The sequence below is a fragment of the Streptococcus mitis genome, from assembly GCF_047459985.1.
Taxonomy (GTDB): Bacteria; Bacillota; Bacilli; order Lactobacillales; family Streptococcaceae; genus Streptococcus; species Streptococcus mitis_DZ.
Genome location: NZ_JASHHD010000009.1, coordinates 51408 through 73096 on the forward strand (window position 1 = coordinate 51408; position 21689 = coordinate 73096).

The 21689-nt window shown below is 41.0% G+C and carries 18 protein-coding genes; 1 reads left to right on the forward strand and 17 read right to left on the reverse strand.

Annotation, left to right across the window (positions count from 1 at the left end; translation table 11 throughout):
- The first annotated feature begins 90 nt into the window (after nt 1–90).
- Nucleotides 91–954 (forward strand): helix-turn-helix domain-containing protein, encoded by an 864-nt coding sequence (locus tag QM959_RS06410; RefSeq protein ID WP_414372165.1) that lies wholly within the window; start codon nt 91–93, stop codon nt 952–954.
- Between the two features lie 197 nt (nt 955–1151).
- Here QM959_RS06410 and QM959_RS06415 read toward each other — a convergent pair whose 3' ends face one another.
- The 17 genes from QM959_RS06415 to QM959_RS06495 form a co-directional block, all read right to left on the reverse strand.
- Nucleotides 1152–3860 (reverse strand): FtsX-like permease family protein, encoded by a 2709-nt coding sequence (locus QM959_RS06415; protein ID WP_414372167.1) that lies wholly within the window; start codon nt 3858–3860, stop codon nt 1152–1154.
- 1 nt (nt 3861) lies between these two features.
- Nucleotides 3862–4563 carry an ABC transporter ATP-binding protein gene (locus QM959_RS06420; RefSeq protein ID WP_414372194.1) on the reverse strand — a complete coding sequence of 234 codons (702 nt, stop codon included), beginning with the start codon at nt 4561–4563 and terminating at the stop codon, nt 3862–3864.
- Between the two features lie 130 nt (nt 4564–4693).
- A complete protein-coding gene (locus QM959_RS06425; RefSeq protein WP_414372168.1) occupies nt 4694–7105 on the reverse strand; it encodes a glycosyl hydrolase family 95 catalytic domain-containing protein in 2412 nt (803 codons plus the stop codon).
- Nucleotides 7106–7157: 52 nt separating this feature from the next.
- Nucleotides 7158–7850 carry a phosphoglycerate mutase gene (locus QM959_RS06430; protein WP_000240129.1) on the reverse strand — a complete coding sequence of 231 codons (693 nt, stop codon included), beginning with the start codon at nt 7848–7850 and terminating at the stop codon, nt 7158–7160.
- 130 nt (nt 7851–7980) lie between these two features.
- Nucleotides 7981–8379, reverse strand: coding sequence for a hypothetical protein (locus QM959_RS06435; RefSeq protein WP_414372170.1), 399 nt, complete (start codon nt 8377–8379; stop codon nt 7981–7983).
- 89 nt (nt 8380–8468) lie between these two features.
- The gene (gene ileS / locus QM959_RS06440) at nt 8469–11261 is read right to left on the reverse strand and encodes an isoleucine--tRNA ligase (protein ID WP_414372172.1); all 2793 of its coding nucleotides are present in this window, start codon (nt 11259–11261) and stop codon (nt 8469–8471) included.
- Nucleotides 11262–11513: 252 nt separating this feature from the next.
- Entirely contained in the window at nt 11514–12389 is an 876-nt protein-coding gene (locus tag QM959_RS06445) for a DivIVA domain-containing protein (RefSeq protein ID WP_414372175.1), read from the reverse strand.
- 8 nt (nt 12390–12397) lie between these two features.
- The gene (locus tag QM959_RS06450; RefSeq protein ID WP_414372177.1) at nt 12398–13183 is read right to left on the reverse strand and encodes an RNA-binding protein; all 786 of its coding nucleotides are present in this window, start codon (nt 13181–13183) and stop codon (nt 12398–12400) included.
- On the reverse strand, nt 13180–13443 hold the full coding sequence (locus tag QM959_RS06455; protein ID WP_414372179.1) for a YggT family protein: 264 nt from the start codon (nt 13441–13443) through the stop codon (nt 13180–13182). Before QM959_RS06455 ends, QM959_RS06450 begins: the two co-directional genes overlap by 4 nt.
- The gene (locus QM959_RS06460) at nt 13443–13976 is read right to left on the reverse strand and encodes a cell division protein SepF (RefSeq protein ID WP_247934622.1); all 534 of its coding nucleotides are present in this window, start codon (nt 13974–13976) and stop codon (nt 13443–13445) included. Before QM959_RS06460 ends, QM959_RS06455 begins: the two co-directional genes overlap by 1 nt.
- Nucleotides 13977–13985: 9 nt before the next feature.
- Nucleotides 13986–14657 (reverse strand): YggS family pyridoxal phosphate-dependent enzyme, encoded by a 672-nt coding sequence (locus QM959_RS06465; RefSeq protein WP_414372181.1) that lies wholly within the window; start codon nt 14655–14657, stop codon nt 13986–13988.
- Nucleotides 14658–14661: 4 nt separating this feature from the next.
- The gene (gene ftsZ / locus QM959_RS06470) at nt 14662–15918 is read right to left on the reverse strand and encodes a cell division protein FtsZ (protein ID WP_414372183.1); all 1257 of its coding nucleotides are present in this window, start codon (nt 15916–15918) and stop codon (nt 14662–14664) included.
- Nucleotides 15919–15935: 17 nt separating this feature from the next.
- Nucleotides 15936–17315: a cell division protein FtsA gene (ftsA, locus tag QM959_RS06475; RefSeq protein ID WP_414372184.1), complete on the reverse strand. Its 1380-nt coding sequence runs from the start codon at nt 17313–17315 to the stop codon at nt 15936–15938.
- A 215-nt stretch (nt 17316–17530) separates the two neighbouring features.
- Entirely contained in the window at nt 17531–18235 is a 705-nt protein-coding gene (locus QM959_RS06480; RefSeq protein WP_247934933.1) for a TIGR02206 family membrane protein, read from the reverse strand.
- A gap of 90 nt (nt 18236–18325) precedes the next feature.
- Entirely contained in the window at nt 18326–18937 is a 612-nt protein-coding gene (locus tag QM959_RS06485) for an NUDIX hydrolase N-terminal domain-containing protein (protein ID WP_414372186.1), read from the reverse strand.
- Complete coding sequence (locus QM959_RS06490; RefSeq protein WP_414372188.1) at nt 18924–20297, reverse strand: UDP-N-acetylmuramoyl-tripeptide--D-alanyl-D-alanine ligase; 1374 nt, start codon at nt 20295–20297, stop codon at nt 18924–18926. Before QM959_RS06490 ends, QM959_RS06485 begins: the two co-directional genes overlap by 14 nt.
- An 82-nt stretch (nt 20298–20379) precedes the next feature.
- Complete coding sequence (locus QM959_RS06495; RefSeq protein ID WP_414372191.1) at nt 20380–21423, reverse strand: D-alanine--D-alanine ligase; 1044 nt, start codon at nt 21421–21423, stop codon at nt 20380–20382.
- Between the last annotated feature and the right edge of the window lie 266 nt (nt 21424–21689).

The window sequence follows — 21689 nt, forward strand, 5'->3', positions numbered from 1 at the left end:
CCATAAAGAATTATTTATTCCTTTAACTTGCTATTTTGAACTAAAAATTTTATAATGAAATTAAGCAAATAGGAAGGATTATTATCTTTAATGAATACACTCGCAGAGAAATTCAGATTGAAAAGAAAAGAGTTGAGACTCTCCCAACAAACTCTTGCAGAAGGAATTTGTGAACAAAGTCAGATTAGTAAAATTGAAAGAGGTCATTTTATTCCCTCCGCAGACCTTTTGTTCAAACTCTCCCAACGACTTGAAGTGCCATTAGATTATTTTTTTAATGAACAAATTGAAATTAAATCTAACCTCTCTAATTTCAAGCAATTATCTGCTCGCCTATTAGATGATAGGAATTATGACGATTTGGAATATATTTATAGAATAGAGATTGAGCGAAGTACTTTTCTAACACTAGAAGACCGAACTTATCTTGAATGGATTAAAGCTATTATTGACTTCTATCAATATGACAGTAAGTGTGAGGCTATTTCTTCATTGGAAAAAATATTATTAAAAGTCTCCTCAGATACTCTGATTTATTTAAAGGCGTTGAATACTCTATCTAATTTCTATTCCTTAGTGGGTCGTGAACAAGAATATGAGGCAAACTACTCTCATTTGATGGAGTTATATCAGACAAAAAATTTTGAGCATCAAGAGTTTTTATTTGGCTACATCAGAGTTCGTTACAACTACGCTCACTACCTAGTGTCAAAGAAAAAATATAACGAAGCCATCCAAGAAGCTCTTGAGACGATTGAACTCTGTAAACAAAGACAGACAAGCTACCAACTGGCTCCTCTACTTATTCTTGTAGGAAATGCTGGGACCAAATTTCTAGACAAAGAACAAGTCAAAAATTATTATATAGAAGCAAGAGAGTTATGTAAGATTTATAACAATCCTTTAATGTTGATGAAGATAGAAAATTATTTGAAGGAATTAGATACTGTTTAGTTAATCTTGACATTATAGTTTTTCTGAAACGTTAAATAACCTGTAAGGCTGATAGTGAAATTAATACTATTAGCCTTATAATTATGTGACTATTAGTCCGTCTCGCTCCGTTAGGTGCGAGACAAAAAAACCACCCGCTATGCGGGTGGTCATGATTTACGAGTAAATTCAAGTTCGATCTGATAAAAACAACTAAATTACTCTACAGATTTCAAGGCTTCAAGCATATCAACCTTTCTCAGATGGCGATTAACAAGGAAACCAAGCAAGGTTAAAATAATGCTTACTGCCGTCACGGGGATTACATAGACTTCCCAGCCTACCTGCGGATAAAAGAGAATAGTCGCAGGCGAAATCATTTGAATTAAAAATTGGTGTAAATAGAAACCAGCTACCAGACCAAGGACGATACCCACAAGGGACAGCACAATCGTCTCACGGTAAATGTAGAGGGTGACTTCATTATTATGAAAACCGAGAACCTTGATAGTGGAGAGTTCACGGATTCTCTCAGCTACGTTGATATTAGTCAGATTATAAAGAATAACAATAGCTAACAGAACCGATACGATGACCAAGATGGTCATGGTCTGATTGAGTGAGCTGGCGACGGAGTCAAAGAGTCGAATGGCTGAAGCATTCTGGACAACACTGGACACCGCAGATTGATTCATAAGTAAGCCTGCCTGACTTTCGATACTAGTAGCACGGGTATCCTTTAACGTAACCAGATAAGTGTTGGCTTGGGGCACCTGTCCGTAAATTTGCTCATAGCTAGCCTGACTCATATAAATAAAGTGACCAACGTAATTCTCAGCAATGGCAGCGACCTTTAGCTCCTTACCTTCAATTTCTAGGTTCTCCCCAACCTTGACACCTGCCAGCTGGGCGAGTTTAGCTGTGATAACGACGCCATCCTTTAATGTCAGTTCCTGCTGATGATTTTGAAGATGGATAAAGGGGGTCAAATCTCCCTTATCTGTCATCATAAGAGTAATGGTTTGAAGACCAGCCTTAACTTTGAAATCCTTGTCTAGCGTTTTAGAATAGATTTTCTGGTAGGCTTGAATATCTTTCCCTTTCAATACTTCTTCTAGCTCTGCCTTGTCCTGATTGGTCGCACTAGGATTTTCAGAGACAATCATCTGATACTGTTGGATTTGTTGAAACTGTCTAGACGGAACTCCTGCTACAGAGGATTGGATTCCCAAACCAGCAAAGAGCAGAGCTATAGAACCTGCCACACCAAAGATTGTCATCAACATCCGCTGCTTATAACGAAAGATATTGCGGGCTGTTACCTTATGAGTAAAACTAAGACGACGCCAGATAAAACCGATGCGCTCCAGTAAGATTTTAGCCCCTTTGACAGGTGGTTTAGGTAATAAAAGCTGGGCTGCTTCGTCATGAAGTTCCCTACGAGCCACCAGATAGGCTGGTAACACACTCGCCAACCAACTTAAAGCAAGAGCCAGTAAGCTATAGGTCCAATAGAACTGAATCTGGGTTTCTCCCACTACCATACCTTTTGTAATAACACTTGAAATCACACCGGCTAGTAAATAATGTCCAAGTATACTACCTAGAGCTGTTCCGACAGTCCCAGCTACTAGACCATAGAGGAGAAATTTAGCGATAATATCCTTGCTACGATAGCCCAAGGCCTTAAAAATCCCTGCATGTGTTCGCTCTTCATCCACAAAACGAGTCATGGTTGTAAAGGTCACCATAGCAGCTACGGCATAAAGCACTACAGGAAAGATATTGCCCACTGCCCGAATACTGGCTGAAGCATTACTGTACATGAGGTAGCCTTGACCGCCAGGTATGGTCTGACGATTATATACTTGATACTTTGGCTCAGCTAAATCATCCAAGACTTGCTGATGTCTTTCTAATTTTTCCTTTTCTTGGGCTAGATTTTGTTCAGCCTGCTTTAGTTTGTCCTCTTCCTTACCCAATTCCTGCTTGGCTTGGGTAAGTTGAGTACTGGCCTGCTCTCTCTGGGCTTGAGGAAGCAAGGCTAGTTGACTCTCCTGAGCCTGTAAACGAGCTTGCGCAGTTGCTAAACGACGCTTTCCTTCCTGCAAATTAGTCTCAGCCTTGACAAGGGTCTCTTGGCCCTTGACAAGAGACTCTTGTCCTTCTTTTTTCAAGAGTTGCAGACGTGCCTTGCCATTATCTGACAGAGTTTGTTCTAGATCTTCCTGATGCTGTTTGGATTTTTCTTCATAAGCTGCTGAGAAAGCATTTAAACCTGACAAATCTTGATATTTTAAGCGTGCTATATTGTAGACTTTCTGATCAAACTGACTAGGTAAAATCACTCCATAAGCTGTCAGAGTCCCACTTCCACTTACTGCGTAGCCCATATCTCTCTGAGAGAGGATTTCAGCTGAATCAACAAAACCAGTAATGGTATAGATATGGTCTTTTAAAGAGGAATGACTGCCTTCTTTTTCTTTAAAGCTAATCTCCTGTCCCACACGATATTGACCTTGCAAATGACTAGCTAAAGCGATTTCCTGATCTGACTGCGGAAGTCGCCCCTCCCTTAGCTGAAAGGTTGAAATTCGCTCTGGTTTGGAATATAGCCGAATGGCATCCTGCCCATTATCCATAGTTACATCTGTCAAATAGCCAAACTCTACCTCTGCGCCCTCTGTCTGTTCTAGTTCTTCTTGATCTGCTTGATCCAAGCCATAGTTAGACATAACTCCCAAATCCAAGGTTTGAGCAGTTGTTAAATAAGCATTGGCTGTCGCCTCCATATTGGGACTAGTTACTTTGAGGCCTACTAGAGCTAGAGACCCCAACATCATCAAGGTCAAGATGGATAAAAAACGCCCCTTGGAGCCTGTGAAGGACTGAATCAAGTCCTTCCAATAGGTTTTTCGCTTCATCATGCTAGTACTCCAATGTATCGATATCCTGAGGATGCTGGTTGATCACCACATCCTTGACACTGGCATCGTGCATATGAATCACGCGATCAGCAATAGGTGCTAATGCGCTATTGTGAGTCACGATAATCACCGTCGCTCCCTTTTGACGAGACATGTCTTGGAGAATCTTCAAGACTTGCTTGCCTGTCTGATAATCCAAGGCTCCAGTCGGTTCATCACAAAGGAGAATTTTAGGATTTTTGGCTACTGCGCGTGCAATGGAGACTCGCTGTTGCTCCCCTCCAGAAAGCTGGGCTGGAAAGTTGTTGAGACGATGAGCCAGACCTACATCTGTCAAAACCTGCTCAGGATTCAAGGCATCCGTTACGATTTCTGAGGCCAACTCCACATTTTCCTTAGCTGTCAGATTGGAAACTAGATTGTAAAACTGAAAAACAAAACCGACATCATTTCTACGGTAATTGGTGCGCTGGTGGGAACTATAGTCTGCAATATTGACACCATCAATCCAGATTTCCCCTTCATCATTGGTGTCCATTCCCCCAAGAAGGTTAAGAACCGTTGACTTACCTGCACCAGACGCACCAAGAATGATCACCAGCTCCCCCTTTTCAATCTCAAAATTCACATCACGATTGGCCACAATCTCCGTGTCCCCAACCTGATAACGCTTGTAACAATGTTTCATCTCAATATAAGCCATCATACTCACCCTCTCTCAAACAAATTACTTCCTACTACCATTATAACCCTTTTTCAACTAGTTGGAAACTGCTTACATTCTCAAATCCTTATTAAAAGGCAGTCTCAAACTACTGCCTTCTAACATCTTCTTAAAAATAAAATTGAACAAGATCCCCTTCTGCTGTTGGCACAGAAATACAATCTTTCCCCATGCATTTCGCTTCTACTTTTTCTTGATTCATTTCAATCACACTCTTCTCAATACCTGGATAAGAGACTCGCAAATCTCCCCCACTTCTTGATAAAATGGTCAACTGTAAAAGTTTTTTATCCGCCCAGCTCATGCTAACTTCAAAATATCCACGTGCCACTAATCCTGAAACAGAACCACTTGACCAGGCATCAGGTAGGGCGGCTAGAGGCACCAGATAAGATGTATGAGACTGGAGTAACATTTCTGCCATGCCACTCGTAGCACCAAAATTACCATCTATCTGAAAAGGAGGATGGCTACACCAAAGATTTGGCAAGGTGGATGACTTTAACTGCTCTGCTAATAATTTGTAGGCTCGATTGCCATCTCCTAGACGCGCCCAGAGATTAATCTTATTAGCCTTAGACCAGCCTGTGCCTCCATCTCCACGATCATTGAGACTAGCACGCGCCGCATCAAGATACTCTTGCCCCATATAGCTAAAGAGAGTGCCAGGATAGAGTCCCACTAGATGGGAAGCGTGCCGATGCTGGGCCTCCACTTTCTCATTTTGAAAATGCTGCTCTTCCTCCTCATACCACTCCCTGATTCGACCAGATTGAGTGATTTGCAAAGGATTTAGTAAATCAAACTTCTCCTTAACCTCAGTCAACAAGTCCTCATCCAGACCCAATTCCTGAGCAGCCTGAATAAAATCATGAAATAACTGCCAAATCAGAGATTGGTCATAGGTATTGCCAATCGAAATCGGACCATGTTCTGGGGAATAAGACGGAGAAGACACCCAACGTTGCGCCTGCTGATCTTCATGTAAAAAAGCATTCCAAAAACGAACTGTTTCCCTCAACATGGGATAAATTTTCTCCCTGAGATAGTCTTGGTCCCTGTAAAATGAATAGGCTTCATAAATAGTTTGCATCATCCACGCATTGGCAGCTGGTGACCACCCCCAATAGTAATCCCAACCAGGTGCCGTCCAACCAAAGGGAGTCGCTTGTGTGTGAACCAACCAACCCTTCTCCTCCCCTTCCTGAGAGACGATTCCTGCATACCTTGCAGCGGCTAGACGACCATAAACACGCAAATCATCTACATAGTTGATGACTGGAAAGGCCGTCTCTAGGAGATTGGTAACATAGGCTGGCCAATAATTCATCTGCAGATTGATATTTAAGTGATAGTCCGAATTCCACGGAGGATTATCGACCGCATTCCAGACTCCCTGTAGATTAGCTGGTAGAGCATCTGGGCAGTCTCTAGAAGAACTAATCAATAAATACCGTCCATACTGGAAGAACAACTCCTCCAAAGCCTGACCCTCTTGTGGCTTATAATTTTTTAGCAAATCATCTGTAGTGGATGTGTCAACATCAACTCCCAAATCCAATTGAACACGCTGGAATAAGGCTTGGTAGTCCTGAATATGCCTTGATTTCAATTGGGCATAGCCCTTTTCTTTAGCTATCTTCACCAAGTTCTGTACCTGTTGCTCTAAATCTATTTTCTTACGATAATTGCTAGCAGGATTTTGGGCAAAATCTGTCTTAGCCGCCAAGAAGAGATTAGCATAACTGGCTCCTGATATCTGAACCTTATCTGACCAGACTCTAATGTCCCCATCCGTTTCCCAAGCTAGATAACTAGCAAACTGGAGGTCATTATCCTTAACCCGCCCCTTCATCAAGATATGAGAAGAAGAGATATCCAGCTGGCACTCCTTGTAATCAGATTTTTCCCGCTCATACTTTCCATCAGAAACCAAATCACGACTTAACGACAGTTCTATAGTAAAATCTAGAGTTTCCGCCCCTTCCTTAGTAAAGCGCTGAATCAAGAGATCATCTGGAAAACTGGCAAAAGCTTCACGTTCAAATCTCGTTCCCTTATAGACATAAGAAGTCGTCGCAAGCGCTTTACTGATATTAAGCTGTCTCTGATAATTCGTCACCTGAGACAAAGTCTTACCTTGCTTGCTAAACTCAATGTGAATATCCCCAAAGGACAGATAGGTCCCATATTGACTCGTTTTTGGCCCGACCAGGTGCTGTTCAGCCAGTTCCTTAGCAGTATTGTAGTCTCTCTTCTCCAAAGCCTGCCGAATATCCGCTAAAAAAACATATTGATTCTGAAGATTTCCACCCTGATAATCTGAACTATCAGGAAGTGGACCCCCAGACCAGAGACTTTTTTCATTGAATTGAATCCGCTCAGCCCCTATAAGCCCAAATACTTTTGCCCCTAAAGAGCCATTGCCTATCGGTAAGGCTTCTTCTTCCCAACCCTTATATGTTCTTGACGCTGGTTGCTTGTAGGTCAGTATATAATCTCGTTTTTTATTCCTTATCATACTACCATACTAACATAAAAAGCCTAGAAATCAATCCTAGGCTTACGATTTTTTATTTTCCAAGGTAGTATTCAGAAACTACGTTCAATTTTTCGTCGAATTCGAATACCAATGGTGGGAAGTTAGGGATTTCCACGTCCATGATTTCGTCATCTGACAAACCTTTGATGTGTTTTACAAGGGCACGGATTGAGTTACCGTGAGCTCCTACGAATACGTTTTTACCATCTTTAAGTGCTGGAGCGATTTTATCTTCCCAGAATGGAAGCGCACGTTCCAAAGTTACTTTCAAGTTTTCAGCATCTGGAATAACTGAGTCATCAAGTGAAGCATAACGACGGTCTGTATGAGCTGAGTGCTCATCATCACGATCCATGTTTGGAGGCAATACATCGTATGAACGACGCCAGATGTGAACTTGTTCATCACCAAATTGTTCAGCAGCTTCTGCTTTGTTTTTACCAGTCAAACCACCGTAGTGACGTTCGTTCAAGCGCCATGATTTTTCAACTGGAACCCACAATTGGTCAGAAGCTTCAAGAGCCAAGTTAGTTGTTTTAATCGCACGTTTCAATACTGAAGTGTAAGCTTGGTCAAATTCAATACCAGCTTCTTTGATCAATTTACCAGCGTCAATCGCTTGTTGTGTACCTTTTTCAGACAAATCAACATCAGCCCAACCAGTGAAAAGGTTAGCTTTGTTCCATTCAGACTCACCGTGGCGAGCAAAAACCAATTTTACCATTAGATGGATTCTCCTTTAAATTTTCCGAGGTTTCCCCTCGTTTATCTATTCTATTTTACACAATTTTTCACAAAAAAGCTAGTCTAAACCAAAAAGGAAAGGACTGTTTGGCAATCCTTTTCCTTGTTTTTTATCCTTCAACTTTGAATTTTTTGAGACTTCCTAAAAATAATGAGCCACCAATAATTGCTAGGATTCCTCCTACCCATCCTAATGCTGGAATCAAACCTACCGCACCGCCTACAATCAGAAGAACAGAAGGAGCTGATCCAACTCGCTCTTCTCCTTTATAGTAAACAATCGCGATGATTCCCAAAACAAGAATAGCTATTTTTAATACTGTTGGAAGTAAAACTCCTGCAACTCCTGCAACTGTTGTAGATGCAGTTAATTCAGGACTCTGGGTAGCTGTTGCTGTGGCAGCTGTACTCATAACTGCTGCTAATAAAAGAAACGGAGCAATAAGCAAGTAGATTCCACCTACTAAACCAACAATACCACTATAAAGTGCTAAAGCTTTTGACTTCATAATAAATCTCCTTTAATGTTTTATGCTAAATATTATACCATAACTAGTTAAAATACTCAATTTATGAATACTCCCTAGACTTTTCAACCCTATTTCTCTTCAAATCCTTCTGCGACTGCGTCTGCAAAGTTTTCTTCTACGATGCTTGCACAGTGGTCACAGATAGTTGCGTGGTAGCTACGCTCTGCTGTACTTGGATCGATACGACGGCAACGGTCACATACTTCACCTGTAGCACGTTCAACTGTAAAGGCTACATCTTCGAAGCTAACGGCAGCTTCTGGAGCTGCTCCTTCTGCAATGGTCAACTCTGAAACAATCAAGAGTTGTGCAACGTTGCTATCAAGCGCTCCAAGGAGTGTTTTCACTACTTCGTTTGGATAAACAGTCAAGTGAGCTTCAAGTGATTTACCGATTACTTTGGCATTACGAGCTTCTTCCAAGGCTTTTTGAGCTTGTCCACGGAAGTCCATAAAGGCATCCCATGTATCCAAGATTTCTTCTTGGTTAGCAAAAATTTCTGCTTCTGGCAATTCTGACAATTGAACGAAATCTTCTGCTTCAAACTCAAGATATGACCAGATTTCTTCCGCAGTGTGAGGAAGGATTGGAGTCAAGAGTTTGGTGATTTTCACAAGAATATCATAGAAAACAGTCTGCATTTGACGGCGTTCCAATGATTTAGCACCTTCAATGTAGACAACATCTTTGGCAAAATCAAGGTAGAAGGCAGACAGATCAACGTTGATAAAGTTAACAAGCGCCTTATAGATTGTCAAGAATTCAAAGTTAGCATAAGCATCACGAATGGTCTTAACAAGTTGGTTAAAGCGAATAGTCATGTACTTGTCAACTGAACGCAATTCTTCATAAGCCACCGCATCCTCAGCTGGATTAAAGTCAGATGTGTTAGCAATTAAGAAACGAAGAGTGTTACGAATCTTACGGTAAGTTTCAGAGACTTGGCTCAAGATATCCATAGAGATACGCACGTCGTTGCTTGAGTCCACACTGGTTACCCAGAGACGCAAGATTTCCGCACCAAATTGTTTTTCAACATCGCTTGGAGCAATGGTATTTCCAATAGATTTGGACATCTTCTCACCTTTACCATCCAAAGCAAAACCTTGTGACAAGATTTGTTTGTATGGTGCAACACCATGGTTAGCCACAGAAGTGATAAGTGATGAGTTGAACCAACCACGGTACTGGTCAGAACCTTCTAGGTAAAGATCAGCTGGGTATTTGAGTTCTGGACGGTTAACCACGACTCCATTCCATGATGAACCTGAGTCAAACCAAACGTCCATGATATCTGTTTCTTTCCTGAACTCGCCATTTGGTGAACCTGGATGCGTAAATCCTTCTGGCAAGAGGTCTTTGGCATCACGCTCCCACCAGATGAGAGAACCATGGTCTTCAAAGAGTTTAGCTACATGCTCAATCGTTTCAGCTGTCATGATTGGCGTTCCGTCTTCAGCATAGAAGATTGGAAGTGGTACACCCCAAGCACGTTGACGAGAAATAACCCAATCGCCGCGGTCACGGATCATATTGTAAAGACGGACTTTACCCCATTCTGAGTGGAATTTCACTTTTTCAATTTCGTCCAAGATTTCTTGACGGAATTTTGATACAGAGGCAAACCATTGTGGCACTGCACGCCAGATGATTGGTTTCTTAGTACGCCAGTCAAATGGGTATGAGTGAGAGATTTCTTCTTGCGCAAGAAGGAGGCTGCCAAGTTTTTCAATAACAGTTGGTACAACCTTATCATAGAATTGACCTTCAAACTCAGCACCAGCATTGGCCATCATGAGACCGCGTTCATCAACAGTGACTGCGACTTCAAGACCATTAGCAATACCAACATTGTAGTCGTCCTCACCAAAACCAGGGGCTGTATGGACAATACCAGTACCAGAGTCAGTCGTAACGTGGTCACCAAGGATTACCAGTTCATCAACAGCCGTATCCCATGGGTGTTCTGTTACGATATGGTTCAATTCTTGTCCACGATAAGTTGCTAAAACTTGAACATCAGACCAACCAAACTTCTCAGACAAGCTGTTCAATAATTCTGAAGCGACGACAAACTTGCGAGATTCACCTGCAGGTTGTACGACTACATAGTCAATATCCGCACCAACAGTCAAACCACGAGAAGCTGTGATAGTGAATGGTGTTGTTGTCCAGACAACGATGTAAGTATCAGTATCTAGGACACCTTTTCCGTCTTTGACCTTGTTGGCATAGTAAAGGGATGTTGAAACCAAGTCATGGTATTCAATTTCCGCTTCAGCAAGAGCTGACTCAGATGACCATGACCAGTAAACTGGTTTGGCACCACGGTAGATATAACCTTTGTTAGCCATTTCCCCGAAAACACGGATTTGGGCTGCTTCATAGTCAGGTGTCAAAGTCACATATGGATTTTCCCAGTCACCAGAAACACCCAAACGTTTAAAGTCTTCACGTTGTTTATCTACTTGAGAAAGAGCGTACTCACGGCAAAGTTTCAAGTACTCAACCAAGTCCATTTCTTTTCGCTTAACACCTTGTTTTGCCAAGACTTGCTCGATCGGAAGACCATGAGTATCCCAACCTGGAATGTATGGTGCGTAGAATCCTGACATTGATTTCGAACGAACAATGATATCTTTAGAAATCTTGTTCATGGCATGTCCAACGTGAATATTTCCGTTAGCATACGGAGGGCCATCATGAAGAGTGAAATGAGGTTTACCTTCATTTAATTCTTGACGACGTTGGTAAAGTTTTGCATCTTCCCACTCTTTCTGCCATACTGGCTCTTTGGTTGGAAGTCCGGCACGCATTGGAAATTCTGTTTTCCCAAGGTTTAGTGTTTCTTTTAGTTTCATTATTACTCCTTAATGTAAATTGACAATATAAAAACCACGACTCGCAAAAAGGACGAAAATCGTGGTACCACCTTTGTTCGGAAAAAGACCTAGTCCTTTTCCCTCTTTTCCCGTAACGTGGGGAACGTCAAATCTTACTCATTTCAGACTTGATAATTTGAGAGGATAATCTTATCGTTAGGGAATGCAGGACTCACACCATCTCCTGCTCGCTGGAAATATAAGGATAAGATATTGTTCTCAGAATATTTCTTATAAAATTGAAACAGATTCTTGCGGTGCTGCAAAACCTGGTTCGGAGTTTACAGCTTCAGTAGCTGGTGTTGGTCCTGAGTAATGGCTTGGAGCTACTTCTGGCTCTTCATACATTGGACCAACTGGATGAGCTGGACTTTCTTCAAAAACCGGAGCTGGTGAAACCACTTGTTCCTGCTCAGCTCTTGCTTCGGCTTCTGCAAGTTCCTTATTAGCCGCTTCGATACGTGCTTGCAACTCTGCCATTTCCTCGGGAGAAAACTGGCGAGTAATATCAATTGGTTCTTCCTCTTGATGTTGTTGAAAGACAGAGTCACCTAAGACTTCGCTGACCACTTCTTTGAAGGCCTCATCACTTGTCTGAAGATAAGTCGCTGTTGGGCGAAGAATATCTTCCCAATCTGAAGATTCAACAATTGCTAACTGGCTCTCAATTGTAGATTTAAGACGTTGATGGAAGACACGGCTCTTGTTCTTTAATTCTTCTGTTTCGACAGCAACCTTCTTAGCATTGTCAGTTGCTTGACGAAGAATTTCATTCGCCTTGTACTTAGCTTCTTCCAACAAACGTTGGGCATCTTGCTCTGCTTGCTGGATAATATTGTTTGAACGCTCCGTTGCAGCTTGTTTTACTCGCTCAGCTGTATCTTGTGCAATCAATACAGATTGACTCAATGAATCTTTCATCTCATCAAAGTAAGACAAACGCTCTTCCAAACTCTTAATATGTAAATCCTTATCATGATTAGAGCGAACCAAATCTTCATAATCACGGACTACAATATCTAAAAACTCATCTACTTCTTCTTGATCAAACCCTCTGAAGCGTGTGCTAAAGGTTTTATCTTTGATTTCTAACGATGTAATTGGCATATTTTTCCTCACTTACTTAATAACAATTGGACCGTTAATTTCTTTTTATCTTTTTTTGTTTGCCCATTATCTCTAACGAGTTTCAATCGACCAAATTTCCTTACACTAATCAAATCACCAACTTGAACTGGATAATCTGATTTTTCAGCTAAATGGTAATTAACTTGGACTGCCTGTTTTTCAATTAACTGACTTGCCTGATTTCTAGACAGCTTAAAGACACCTGCCAGAAAAACATCTAATCTAGAACTAGCAATACAAATATCTAATTCTTGATAATCTTCTACAGTAGCAATTCTCTCAGTAAAATTCCGTTCTTCTAGACGAACCGGTAAACGAGCAATTTTCGTAATACCATCTTGAAAAAGGAGCATAAACTGTCGATTAATGATAATCTGTGCTCTCTCTTCATTGACTAAGATATCACCAAATAGCTTCCTATCAATTCCCAGCTGATTTAAAACAGTTCCTAATATTTTCGCATGTGTTAATCGCTCAAACTTACTAGGATAGACAATTTCTTGCAAGGATAGTTCAAAATCAGTGAATTCTGGCTCAAAATAATCAGGATACAGGAGAACCCGTACATATTCAGTTTCAAGAAACTGCCGACTGCTCATGCAGGAGATGCCGTTGGTTGATGCTAGAACCTTTAAAATCTTTTCTTGATGGGGATTTACAAAGGGTGTTAAAAAAGGAGAATAAGAATCTTCTACCTTTTTTATCCATTCTACTCCCTTATCAATAAAAGAAGAATCATTCTTAGAAAAGTGTTGATAAATCATCTTGTTCATAGAAAGATCACTAAAAGTCGAATGATCTGCTCCCCTAGGAAGTGAACTAGTAATACCGCAATCCAGACAGACAAGTCCAGACCTGCAATCTGGAGGGGTAAACGTTGCAAGGGAGCCATTATTGGTTTCACTAAACTAATAATCAAGCGTCCAAAACGTGATTCATAAGCATTGGGAAACCAAGACATCAGAGCAAACACAATTAAAATCAGTGAATAGATATCCACTGCATTTTGAATAAAACGAATGAGAAAGAGCATTATCTCACTCTCGTACGTTTCATATCAAAGCCAAATTCACCATTTTGTGATTCATCTGGGATTTTGATGTCTTCAATATTGACGACAACATCAACTGGTGTCAGTAGATACATAGTAGATGCTACCTTTTTCATGTTACCAGCTAAAACGTGACGTGCCCCATCCAGATAGTCCAAACAACGACGAGCTTGAACTTCTGTCATATATTGGAAATCAATCAAAATACTTTCGTTACCAGCTAATAAATCAACAATATCTGTGGCATCTTCATATTTGCGTGGATAACGAACATCAATTGTCACCTTATCAGTAGAACGTTGACTTTGCATAGCCAACTCTTGTTGACGGGCATGAAGACGAGTGATGTTTTTATCCTTAGATGGCGTGCTACCAGCTTGTTGAGGCAATTCTTGAACAGAAGGGACTGGAGTCACAATCGGCTTTTCAACTTTAGACTGATAAGTAGTACCAACATCTTCTCCATCTTCTGTAAAATAATCTATAAATTTATCAAATCTATCTTTTAAAGACATATTTCTTTCCTATTTAAAAAATGCTGTACCAATTCTGACAAAGGTTGAGCCAAATTCAATCGCTTCCTTGTAGTCACGACTCATACCCATACTCAAGTCCGTCATTGGCATATTGGGAATTTGTTTTTCTCTAATTTCTAGTTGCAAATCCTGCGTAGCTTTAAAAATCTCTTTCAACTCATCACTACTAGCTTCAAAAGGAGCCATAGTCATCAAGCCGACATATTCGATTTTATCTAAGGTGGCCAATTCTGGCAAGAGCTCCAATAGTTCTTCCTTAGAAAAACCATGTTTACTCTCTTCCCTTGAGATATTTACTTGTAAGAAACACTTAACAACTCGGTCACTTCTTTTTTGAATTTCCTCTGCTAGCTTTAATGAATCCAAAGCATGGAAATAATCAACAAACTGAATGACATCTTTGACCTTACGTCTTTGCAAGGTGCCAATCAAATGCCAGGTAATATTCCTATCTTTTAAAGCTTCATATTTCTCAAGAAATTTATCCACACGATTTTCACCAATATGATGCACACCTAGCGAAAGCAAAGCCTCCGTTGTCGGTACGTCTACATATTTTGTAACAGCAAGAACCGAAACAGAATTGGCTTCTCTTCCTGCCTGCTGACTTGCATCTTTTATTTGTTGAAAAACACGTTCTGTATTTTCTTTCAAATTCATTTACTTAACGATTTTTGAAAAATGGAGGAGTATCTAATTCATCCTCATCGTGTAAAGATGGCGCTTCGAAACGTTCAACTGGTGATACAACTGAATCAGTTGGTCGAACAATTGTCTCACGACGCAAATCCCAATCACCAAATGCTGAAGTTTGAGAAGTTTCTTTACGACGAGGTGCTGGACTTGGAATTTCTGCAGTTTCAGCCATATCAAAGTGACGATTATGATTGTGAGCATGACTTGGATTTACTTGTTCATGACGAACAGCTTGTCTTGGTGCATGACCAACAACTTTTTCAACACGGTCTTGACGAACACCAGTTGCAACGACTGTAACACGGATTTCATCTTTCATGTTTTCATCGATTGATGTTCCGAGCCAGATGTTCACTCCTTGACCAGCTGCTTGGTTGACGATTTCAGAAGCTTCTTCTGCTTCAATCAAAGTCAAGTCAAGACCACCGGTAACGTTGACGATGACATCTTCAGCACCGTCAATAGTTGTTTCAAGAAGTGGTGAGTAGATTGCCTTACGAGCTGCTTCTACCACACGTTCTTCACCACTACCAATACCAATACCCATTAGGGCGTTTCCTTTATTTGCCATAACTGTTTTCACATCGGCAAAGTCAAGGTTAATTAAACCAGGATTTGTGATCAAGTCCGTAATCCCTTGAACACCTTGGCGAAGTACGTTATCGGCTTCGCTAAGAGCTTCAAGAAGTGGAGTTTTCTTATCAACAATTTCAAGCAAGTTGTTGTTTGAAATAATCAATAGAGTATCTACATGTTCGCGAAGCTGATTGATTCCTTCTACAGCGTACTGACCACGTTTGCTTCCTTCAAAACCGAAAGGACGTGTCACAACACCAACTGTAAGAGCACCTAAATCTTTAGCAATGCGGGCAATAACAGGAGCTGCACCAGTACCAGAGCCACCTCCCATACCTGCAGTAATGAAGACCATATCTGCTCCAGTAATAGCTTGAGTCAAGGCTTCTTCGCTTTCTTCAGCTGCCTTTTGACCAACTTCAGGTCGACCGCCAGCACCCAAACCACGAGTCAATTTAGGACCTAACTGAATTACAGTCTCAGCTTTTGTACTACTCAAAGCTTGTACATCTGTGTTTGCTGCGATAAATTCTACGCCTGCAACACCTTCGTCAACCATGCGGTTAATGGCGTTACCACCACCTCCACCAACACCGATTACTTTAATCACTGCACCTTGAGCAGCTGCTGTATCAAATGAAAATGTCATAGTTTATTTTTCCTCTTTTATTCATCAAACATACTTCCAATTAAACCACGGAAGCGATCTGCGATTTTTGGTTTATTTTGAGAAGATACTTTATCTTCTTTTGGAGCAACTACGTTTGTAGAAGCCGATTGCTCTACCTCAGTATTTTGAACTGGTTGAATAGGGGTAGGTTGCGCTACCTGCGTAACGCGTTGAATCATCCCTCCAAAATTAATTGGTTGGTGACGCAAAGTATCATCACCCTTGACTGCTTTTTGTGCTAATAAATGCACTTCAGTCAATTGACCAGCAAATTCAGACAAGCTAATCACATGAGCAAAGGCAGGGTTACGGATTCCAACTTGATTTGGAACGTAAAGTTTGACACCAACGCCAAATACTTCCTGCGCAAGTTCTACAATACCTGGTAAAATAGCATTTCCACCAATCAGAACAATCCCACCTGGAAGATCCAACAAATGTCTTCTTTCCAACTCTTGTTTAATCTGTTCAAAAATGTGTTTAATGCGAGCTGAAATAATCTCCGCTAGGTAGCTTTCTGTAACTTCTACAGGCTCTACTTCACCAATCACTTCAACTTGGAAGGTTTCTTTGCTTGCAAGTGAAGGGTAGGCTTCACCATAGTTCAATTTCAATCCTTCAGCTAGTTTTTGTGAAGTCTTCAAGACTTTAGAGATATCTTTTGTGACATAATCTCCACCCTCTTGAAGAATATTTGTAAACTGGAGTTCTTGGTTACGGATTGTAGCAACAGTTGTTTGCCCTGCTCCCATATCAATCACAGTAGCTCCAAATTCACGCTCACCTTCGTTCAAGACTGAACGAACTAAAGCCAATGGCGAAATAATAATATTTTCAACTTGAACACCTGAGCGCTCAACTGTCTTGCGTAAATTGTGAAGAATCGTACGTGGACCTGTGTAAAGTAAGCCACGCATTTCAAGACGAACCCCCATCATCCCACGTGGGTCACGAATACCTTGGAAACCATCTACTATAAATTCTTCTGGAATAAAAGTAATGACTTCACGATCTGGTGTCATACTCTTTGTCAAGGCTGATTTAACAACATTTTCGACATCTTGATCTGTAATTTCTTTTGTATCAGATGTAACTGGAATCATTCCTTGAGTTGGTTCTACTTGCAAAAGATTTCCAGGCAAACCAACATTCACTGATTTGATTGAAATGCCAGCTTTCTCTTCTGCTTGGGAAATAGCTGACTTGATAGCAGTTGCTGCTGCTTCAATATCAACGATGATCCCATCCTTTACACCTTTACTCTTGGCATTACTTACACCAATTACATTTAGTTCACCATTTCTAAGCTCGGCAACCAATACCTTAATCGAATTAGTTCCGATATCTAAGCCTGTAAAAAAACCATCTCTAGCCATTACATCGCATCCTCTCTCTTCCAAGTTTCAAACTTCTATTCAATATAGCTAAAATAGGGCATAGCTATTCACAGAATATTATAACACAAAAAATCCAATCGTGCTTAGTTTTTTCCTAAATTTACCAGTCAATTTTTTAGTTTTTCTGTTCAGAAATTCATTCACTGTAAACTTTGTCAACAATCTGTCTATTGTACAAAAAAGAAAGCTCATTTCTAAGCTTTCTTTGCAATCATTTTTTCTGCTTCTTGTTCTAAAAATAGTTCCAAAATTTTCTTTGTCAATGTAATCGCCGCTGACAAGGCCAGAGAAACGATTAAATAATTAGCTACTAAGCCGTGATCTCCAACCAATGGCGGTTTTGTCAAGAATCCGTAATCGCCACCTGTCACCAAATTGACCACAAAAATCAAGGCATTTAGGGCAAAGGTCATGAGAAAAATTCCCTTCACATCCAGCAACCGCGCATTATACTGTCTCAATAGATAAACTAGAGAGTTCCCCAAGAGTGCTAAATGCCCAAAGATAAAGGATAAAATCGCAATATGTGGGAAAGGATAAGCATCTGGCACTGGATAAACAAAGGCTGCTAATGTCCCAAATGTTCCTAGTAATGCAAAATACTGCCTAAATTTAGACTGACCAGGAAGCAAGAGCACCACAAACATAGCCATACGGCAATGGTAAAAAGGTAGACTTTCTGACAGTGGCATATGATTGACCCAATACCAACCATAAAGGAGAATTAACTGAACCGCCTGTAAAATCTGGAAAAATCGTTGGTAAGCCTTCTTTTCACGATAACGATAGGCCGTATAAAAGGTCAAGGCCAAGAGCGTAAATAGGCTAACATACCAAAAAAGGTCAAATTTGGGTGGCTCTGTTGCTTGGGTCGTAAAGAAAATATCCCATAAATTCATCTAGTCTTCCTCATGATTCAAAATTTTCCTGCATATTATTATACCACGCTACTTAAGAAAAATGGATTTAGAAATACGATAATCATCTTCTTAATCAAGATATTGCTCCCTCTGACCTTGATAAACCTGCCAAAGAATCTCTATTTGCTCCTTGGTAATGCGTTTTTCAGATAAGGCTGGCAGTTGGTCAATGGCAAAAAATTGAAGGTCAGCAATTTCTTGATTTTCTTGGAATTGTCCATCAAGAAGCTTACATTCAAAAATAAACTTTGCATATTGCTTGCTCTGTAGTTGGAAACGATTTGTATCAAAAACAGCTAGTAGTCTTTCAACTTTGGCTTTAAAACCGGTTTCTTCTTCAATTTCCTTGAGAATATTTTCAGTTGGAGAATAGCCAACCTCGCCAAAGCCACCAGGCAAAGCCCAATCATTCTCTCCTTGTCCCCTAACCAGACAAATCATTTCGTCCTCAACAATCCAAGCACGGACGTCCATTAACGGAGTCGCATAAGTAGAAGTTGGCTTCAAGACTTCTGCCACTTCTTCGGCATCAAGGTCTGATGCTTGATTCAACATTTCAGATAAAAGGCCTCGCAAGTCTTCGTAGCGCTCACGGTCAAACGGATCCTTTGTAAAGGTTAATCCAGTATCTGTAATGGCAATCATTCTTTGCAAATACTTGACAAAATCACTTGTCTTCATGTTCTAAACTTTCTACCAACTTGGCTAGGTTCATAGAGTTAGAGCCTTTGAGCAGGATTTGGTCATGAGCCCCAAGGCTTTCCTTGACCTGCTTAACTAGGTCTTCAAATTGGTCTTGGTCTTCTGTTTTCTTGAAGTAATAAACGTGTCCGATTGGGAACATTTGACTAGCAAGTTGGGCCAATTCTGCGATATCTGCTCCATAGAAAATAACGGTATCCAGCACATCTGGTGAGAGACTCAAAATCATCTGGTTATGGAGTTGAACAGACTGGTCACCGAGCTCCTTCATGTCCGCCAAGACAGCGATTTTCTTGCCTCCTTCGTTGGCTGGAATAGCCGAAAAAGTCTCTAAAATCAACTTCATAGCAGTTGGATTGGCATTATACACATCTGATAGAATATCTGCACCATTGGCTGCTTTCTTCCACTCGGTACGGTTACGCGTCAATTCAAGATTTTGGAAGGCCTGACGAATCTGCTCCTCAGTCACTCCTTCTTGCAGGGCAACATAGGATGCAATCATAGCATTAGTGGCATTGTACTTACCAGTCACTGGCAAATCAAGGGCTTGTTCCAAGAAATTAGTCTTAAATGTCAGACTGTCCTTACGCTCAACCAGTTCTGTAATTTCCAATTCTGCTCCTGGGCCAAAACGAACCACTTTTTTATCAGTAGGCAAGTAGTCCTCTACAATCGGGTCTGCTGGCGCCAAAAGCAAAGAACCTGAAGCCATACCATCTGCAATTTGCATTTTCCCTTTAGCGATCTCGGAACGGTCTTTGAAAAAGGCTAAATGAGCCTCTCCAACCAAGGTCACAATGGCTGTTTTTGGATGGGCCAATTCTGACAAGAGATGAATATCTCCCAAGTGATCCTGCCCCATCTCCAAAACCAACTTTTCTGTCCCCTCAGGCATGTGCAGAACTGTGTAAGGAAGGCCAATCTCGTTATTGTAGTTTCCTTGTGTTTTGTAGGTTTTGTAGGTTGTTGATAGTAAATGCGCCAACATATCCTTAGTCGTCGTCTTGCCATTTGAACCTGTAACTGCAAAGACATCAACAGCCGTTTTCTCAAGATAGTAGGCAGCTAGGGTTTGAAAGGCAGTCAAAACATCAGCTACTAAAATGTAGGGATGATTTTCAACCTCTTTCTCAGACAGGGTTACAGCAGCACCATTTTCAAAAGCTGTTTCGATAAAGTCGTGGCCGTCACGCGCTCCCTTGAGGGGCACAAACAAGTCCCCTGTAGCAATCAAACGACTGTCAAACTCAGCTTTTTCTAACTGGGTGTCCTCAAAAATGCTGACATCATTTTTGGCTCCGACAACTTGGGCCACTTTATGGATTGTTAATTTCATTTCTACTCCTTTAAAAAGGGTCGAAGTCCGAGAACTCTGATCACCTGGCAGTGATGGTTCTAGCTTCTACCCTCTCTCATTTTTATAGCAAATGCGCTTCGCGCTTGTCAAAACTTTCCTTGGCAAGGTCCACCAAATGCTCGATTAGTTCTGGGTAGCTGATTCCCATATTGTCCCAAAGAAGTGGGTACATAGACCACTGGGTGAAACCTGGCATGGTATTGAGCTCATTTAGGAAAATCTCTCCTTTATCCGTATAGAAGAAATCGCAACGAGATAGACCGAGGCCACCAATGGCACGGAAGGCAGTTTCTGCATTTTGACGCATGACAGCTACCACATCATCGCTGATTTTAGCTGGAATATCCATGGTAATCTTGTTATCAATATACTTGGCGTCATAGTCGTAGAAGGCAACATCCTTGACTACTTCTCCAGGAAGTGTACTCTTGACATCGTAGTTGCCCAGTAGACCAACCTCGATTTCACGGGCATTTACCCCTTGCTCTACCAAGACACGGCTATCATATTGGAAGGCAAGTTTCAAAGCTTGACGAAGTTCTTCTTGGTTTTCAGATTTTGAAATCCCGACACTTGACCCCATGTTTGATGGTTTTGTGAAGACTGGATAAGTCAATTTTTCTTCCACTTCAGCGATTTTAGAGGTCACATCATCACCTTCGACGATGGCCACGTAAGGAACTTGGGCAATCCCAACAGATTCTAAAACTCGCTTGGTAGTGATTTTGTCCATGGCAAGGCTAGATGACAAGATATTACAGCCGACATAAGGCATTTTCAAAACTTCCAAGAATCCTTGGACAGAGCCATCTTCTCCCATCGGACCATGAAGGACTGGAAAGACCACTGCCCCTTCTTCATAGATGGCACTTGGTGCAACTTTCTTACCCCAATCAATGGTTTCATTGGTCATGAGACGGTCCTCTTGACCTGGAGTCTGACTAAATTCTTGCGTTTTAATAAAATCACCTGACTGGTTGATGAAGAAAGTCTTGACTGTGAAACGGTCGTAGTTGACCGCACGCATCACACTCTCAGCTGAAAGAACAGAGACTTCACGCTCTGCACTACGTCCACCGTATAAAAGAATAATCGTTTGTTTCATATTATTTGTTCCAATTCTAATAGAATACTCGTTCTTTAGTATATCATATTTGCTTCTTTTTTGAAACTTGAACCTGATACTGGTCTTCAATAAATCTAAAAAGAGACCGATAAAACAACTGTCGGCCTCCGTGATTTTTGGGCTCTATAATATTTGTAGTGGGTAAATCCCCTATGGATATTATGGAGCCTATTTTGTTGTAGAAAAAAAGTCCCATATGATCTATAATGAAAAGCGACAAAACAACTCATTAGAAAGATTCATAT

Bases quoted from the DNA above. Each gene is read 5' to 3' on its own strand.
- ftsA (WP_414372184.1), bottom strand. From the start codon at position 17,315: ATGGCTAGAGATGGTTTTTTTACAGGCTTAGATATCGGAACTAATTCG.
- QM959_RS06450 (WP_414372177.1), bottom strand. From the start codon at position 13,183: ATGAACAAGATGATTTATCAACACTTTTCTAAGAATGATTCTTCTTTT.
- QM959_RS06495 (WP_414372191.1), bottom strand. From the start codon at position 21,423: ATGAAACAAACGATTATTCTTTTATACGGTGGACGTAGTGCAGAGCGT.
- QM959_RS06410 (WP_414372165.1), top strand. From the start codon at position 91: ATGAATACACTCGCAGAGAAATTCAGATTGAAAAGAAAAGAGTTGAGA.
- ftsZ (WP_414372183.1), bottom strand. From the start codon at position 15,918: ATGACATTTTCATTTGATACAGCAGCTGCTCAAGGTGCAGTGATTAAA.
- QM959_RS06415 (WP_414372167.1), bottom strand. From the start codon at position 3,860: ATGATGAAGCGAAAAACCTATTGGAAGGACTTGATTCAGTCCTTCACA.
- QM959_RS06425 (WP_414372168.1), bottom strand. From the start codon at position 7,105: ATGATAAGGAATAAAAAACGAGATTATATACTGACCTACAAGCAACCA.
- QM959_RS06435 (WP_414372170.1), bottom strand. From the start codon at position 8,379: ATGAAGTCAAAAGCTTTAGCACTTTATAGTGGTATTGTTGGTTTAGTA.
- QM959_RS06455 (WP_414372179.1), bottom strand. From the start codon at position 13,443: ATGCTCTTTCTCATTCGTTTTATTCAAAATGCAGTGGATATCTATTCA.
- QM959_RS06420 (WP_414372194.1), bottom strand. From the start codon at position 4,563: ATGGCTTATATTGAGATGAAACATTGTTACAAGCGTTATCAGGTTGGG.
- QM959_RS06465 (WP_414372181.1), bottom strand. From the start codon at position 14,657: ATGAATTTGAAAGAAAATACAGAACGTGTTTTTCAACAAATAAAAGAT.
- QM959_RS06445 (WP_414372175.1), bottom strand. From the start codon at position 12,389: ATGCCAATTACATCGTTAGAAATCAAAGATAAAACCTTTAGCACACGC.
- QM959_RS06490 (WP_414372188.1), bottom strand. From the start codon at position 20,297: ATGAAATTAACAATCCATAAAGTGGCCCAAGTTGTCGGAGCCAAAAAT.
- QM959_RS06460 (WP_247934622.1), bottom strand. From the start codon at position 13,976: ATGTCTTTAAAAGATAGATTTGATAAATTTATAGATTATTTTACAGAA.
- QM959_RS06480 (WP_247934933.1), bottom strand. From the start codon at position 18,235: ATGAATTTATGGGATATTTTCTTTACGACCCAAGCAACAGAGCCACCC.
- QM959_RS06485 (WP_414372186.1), bottom strand. From the start codon at position 18,937: ATGAAGACAAGTGATTTTGTCAAGTATTTGCAAAGAATGATTGCCATT.
- QM959_RS06430 (WP_000240129.1), bottom strand. From the start codon at position 7,850: ATGGTAAAATTGGTTTTTGCTCGCCACGGTGAGTCTGAATGGAACAAA.
- ileS (WP_414372172.1), bottom strand. From the start codon at position 11,261: ATGAAACTAAAAGAAACACTAAACCTTGGGAAAACAGAATTTCCAATG.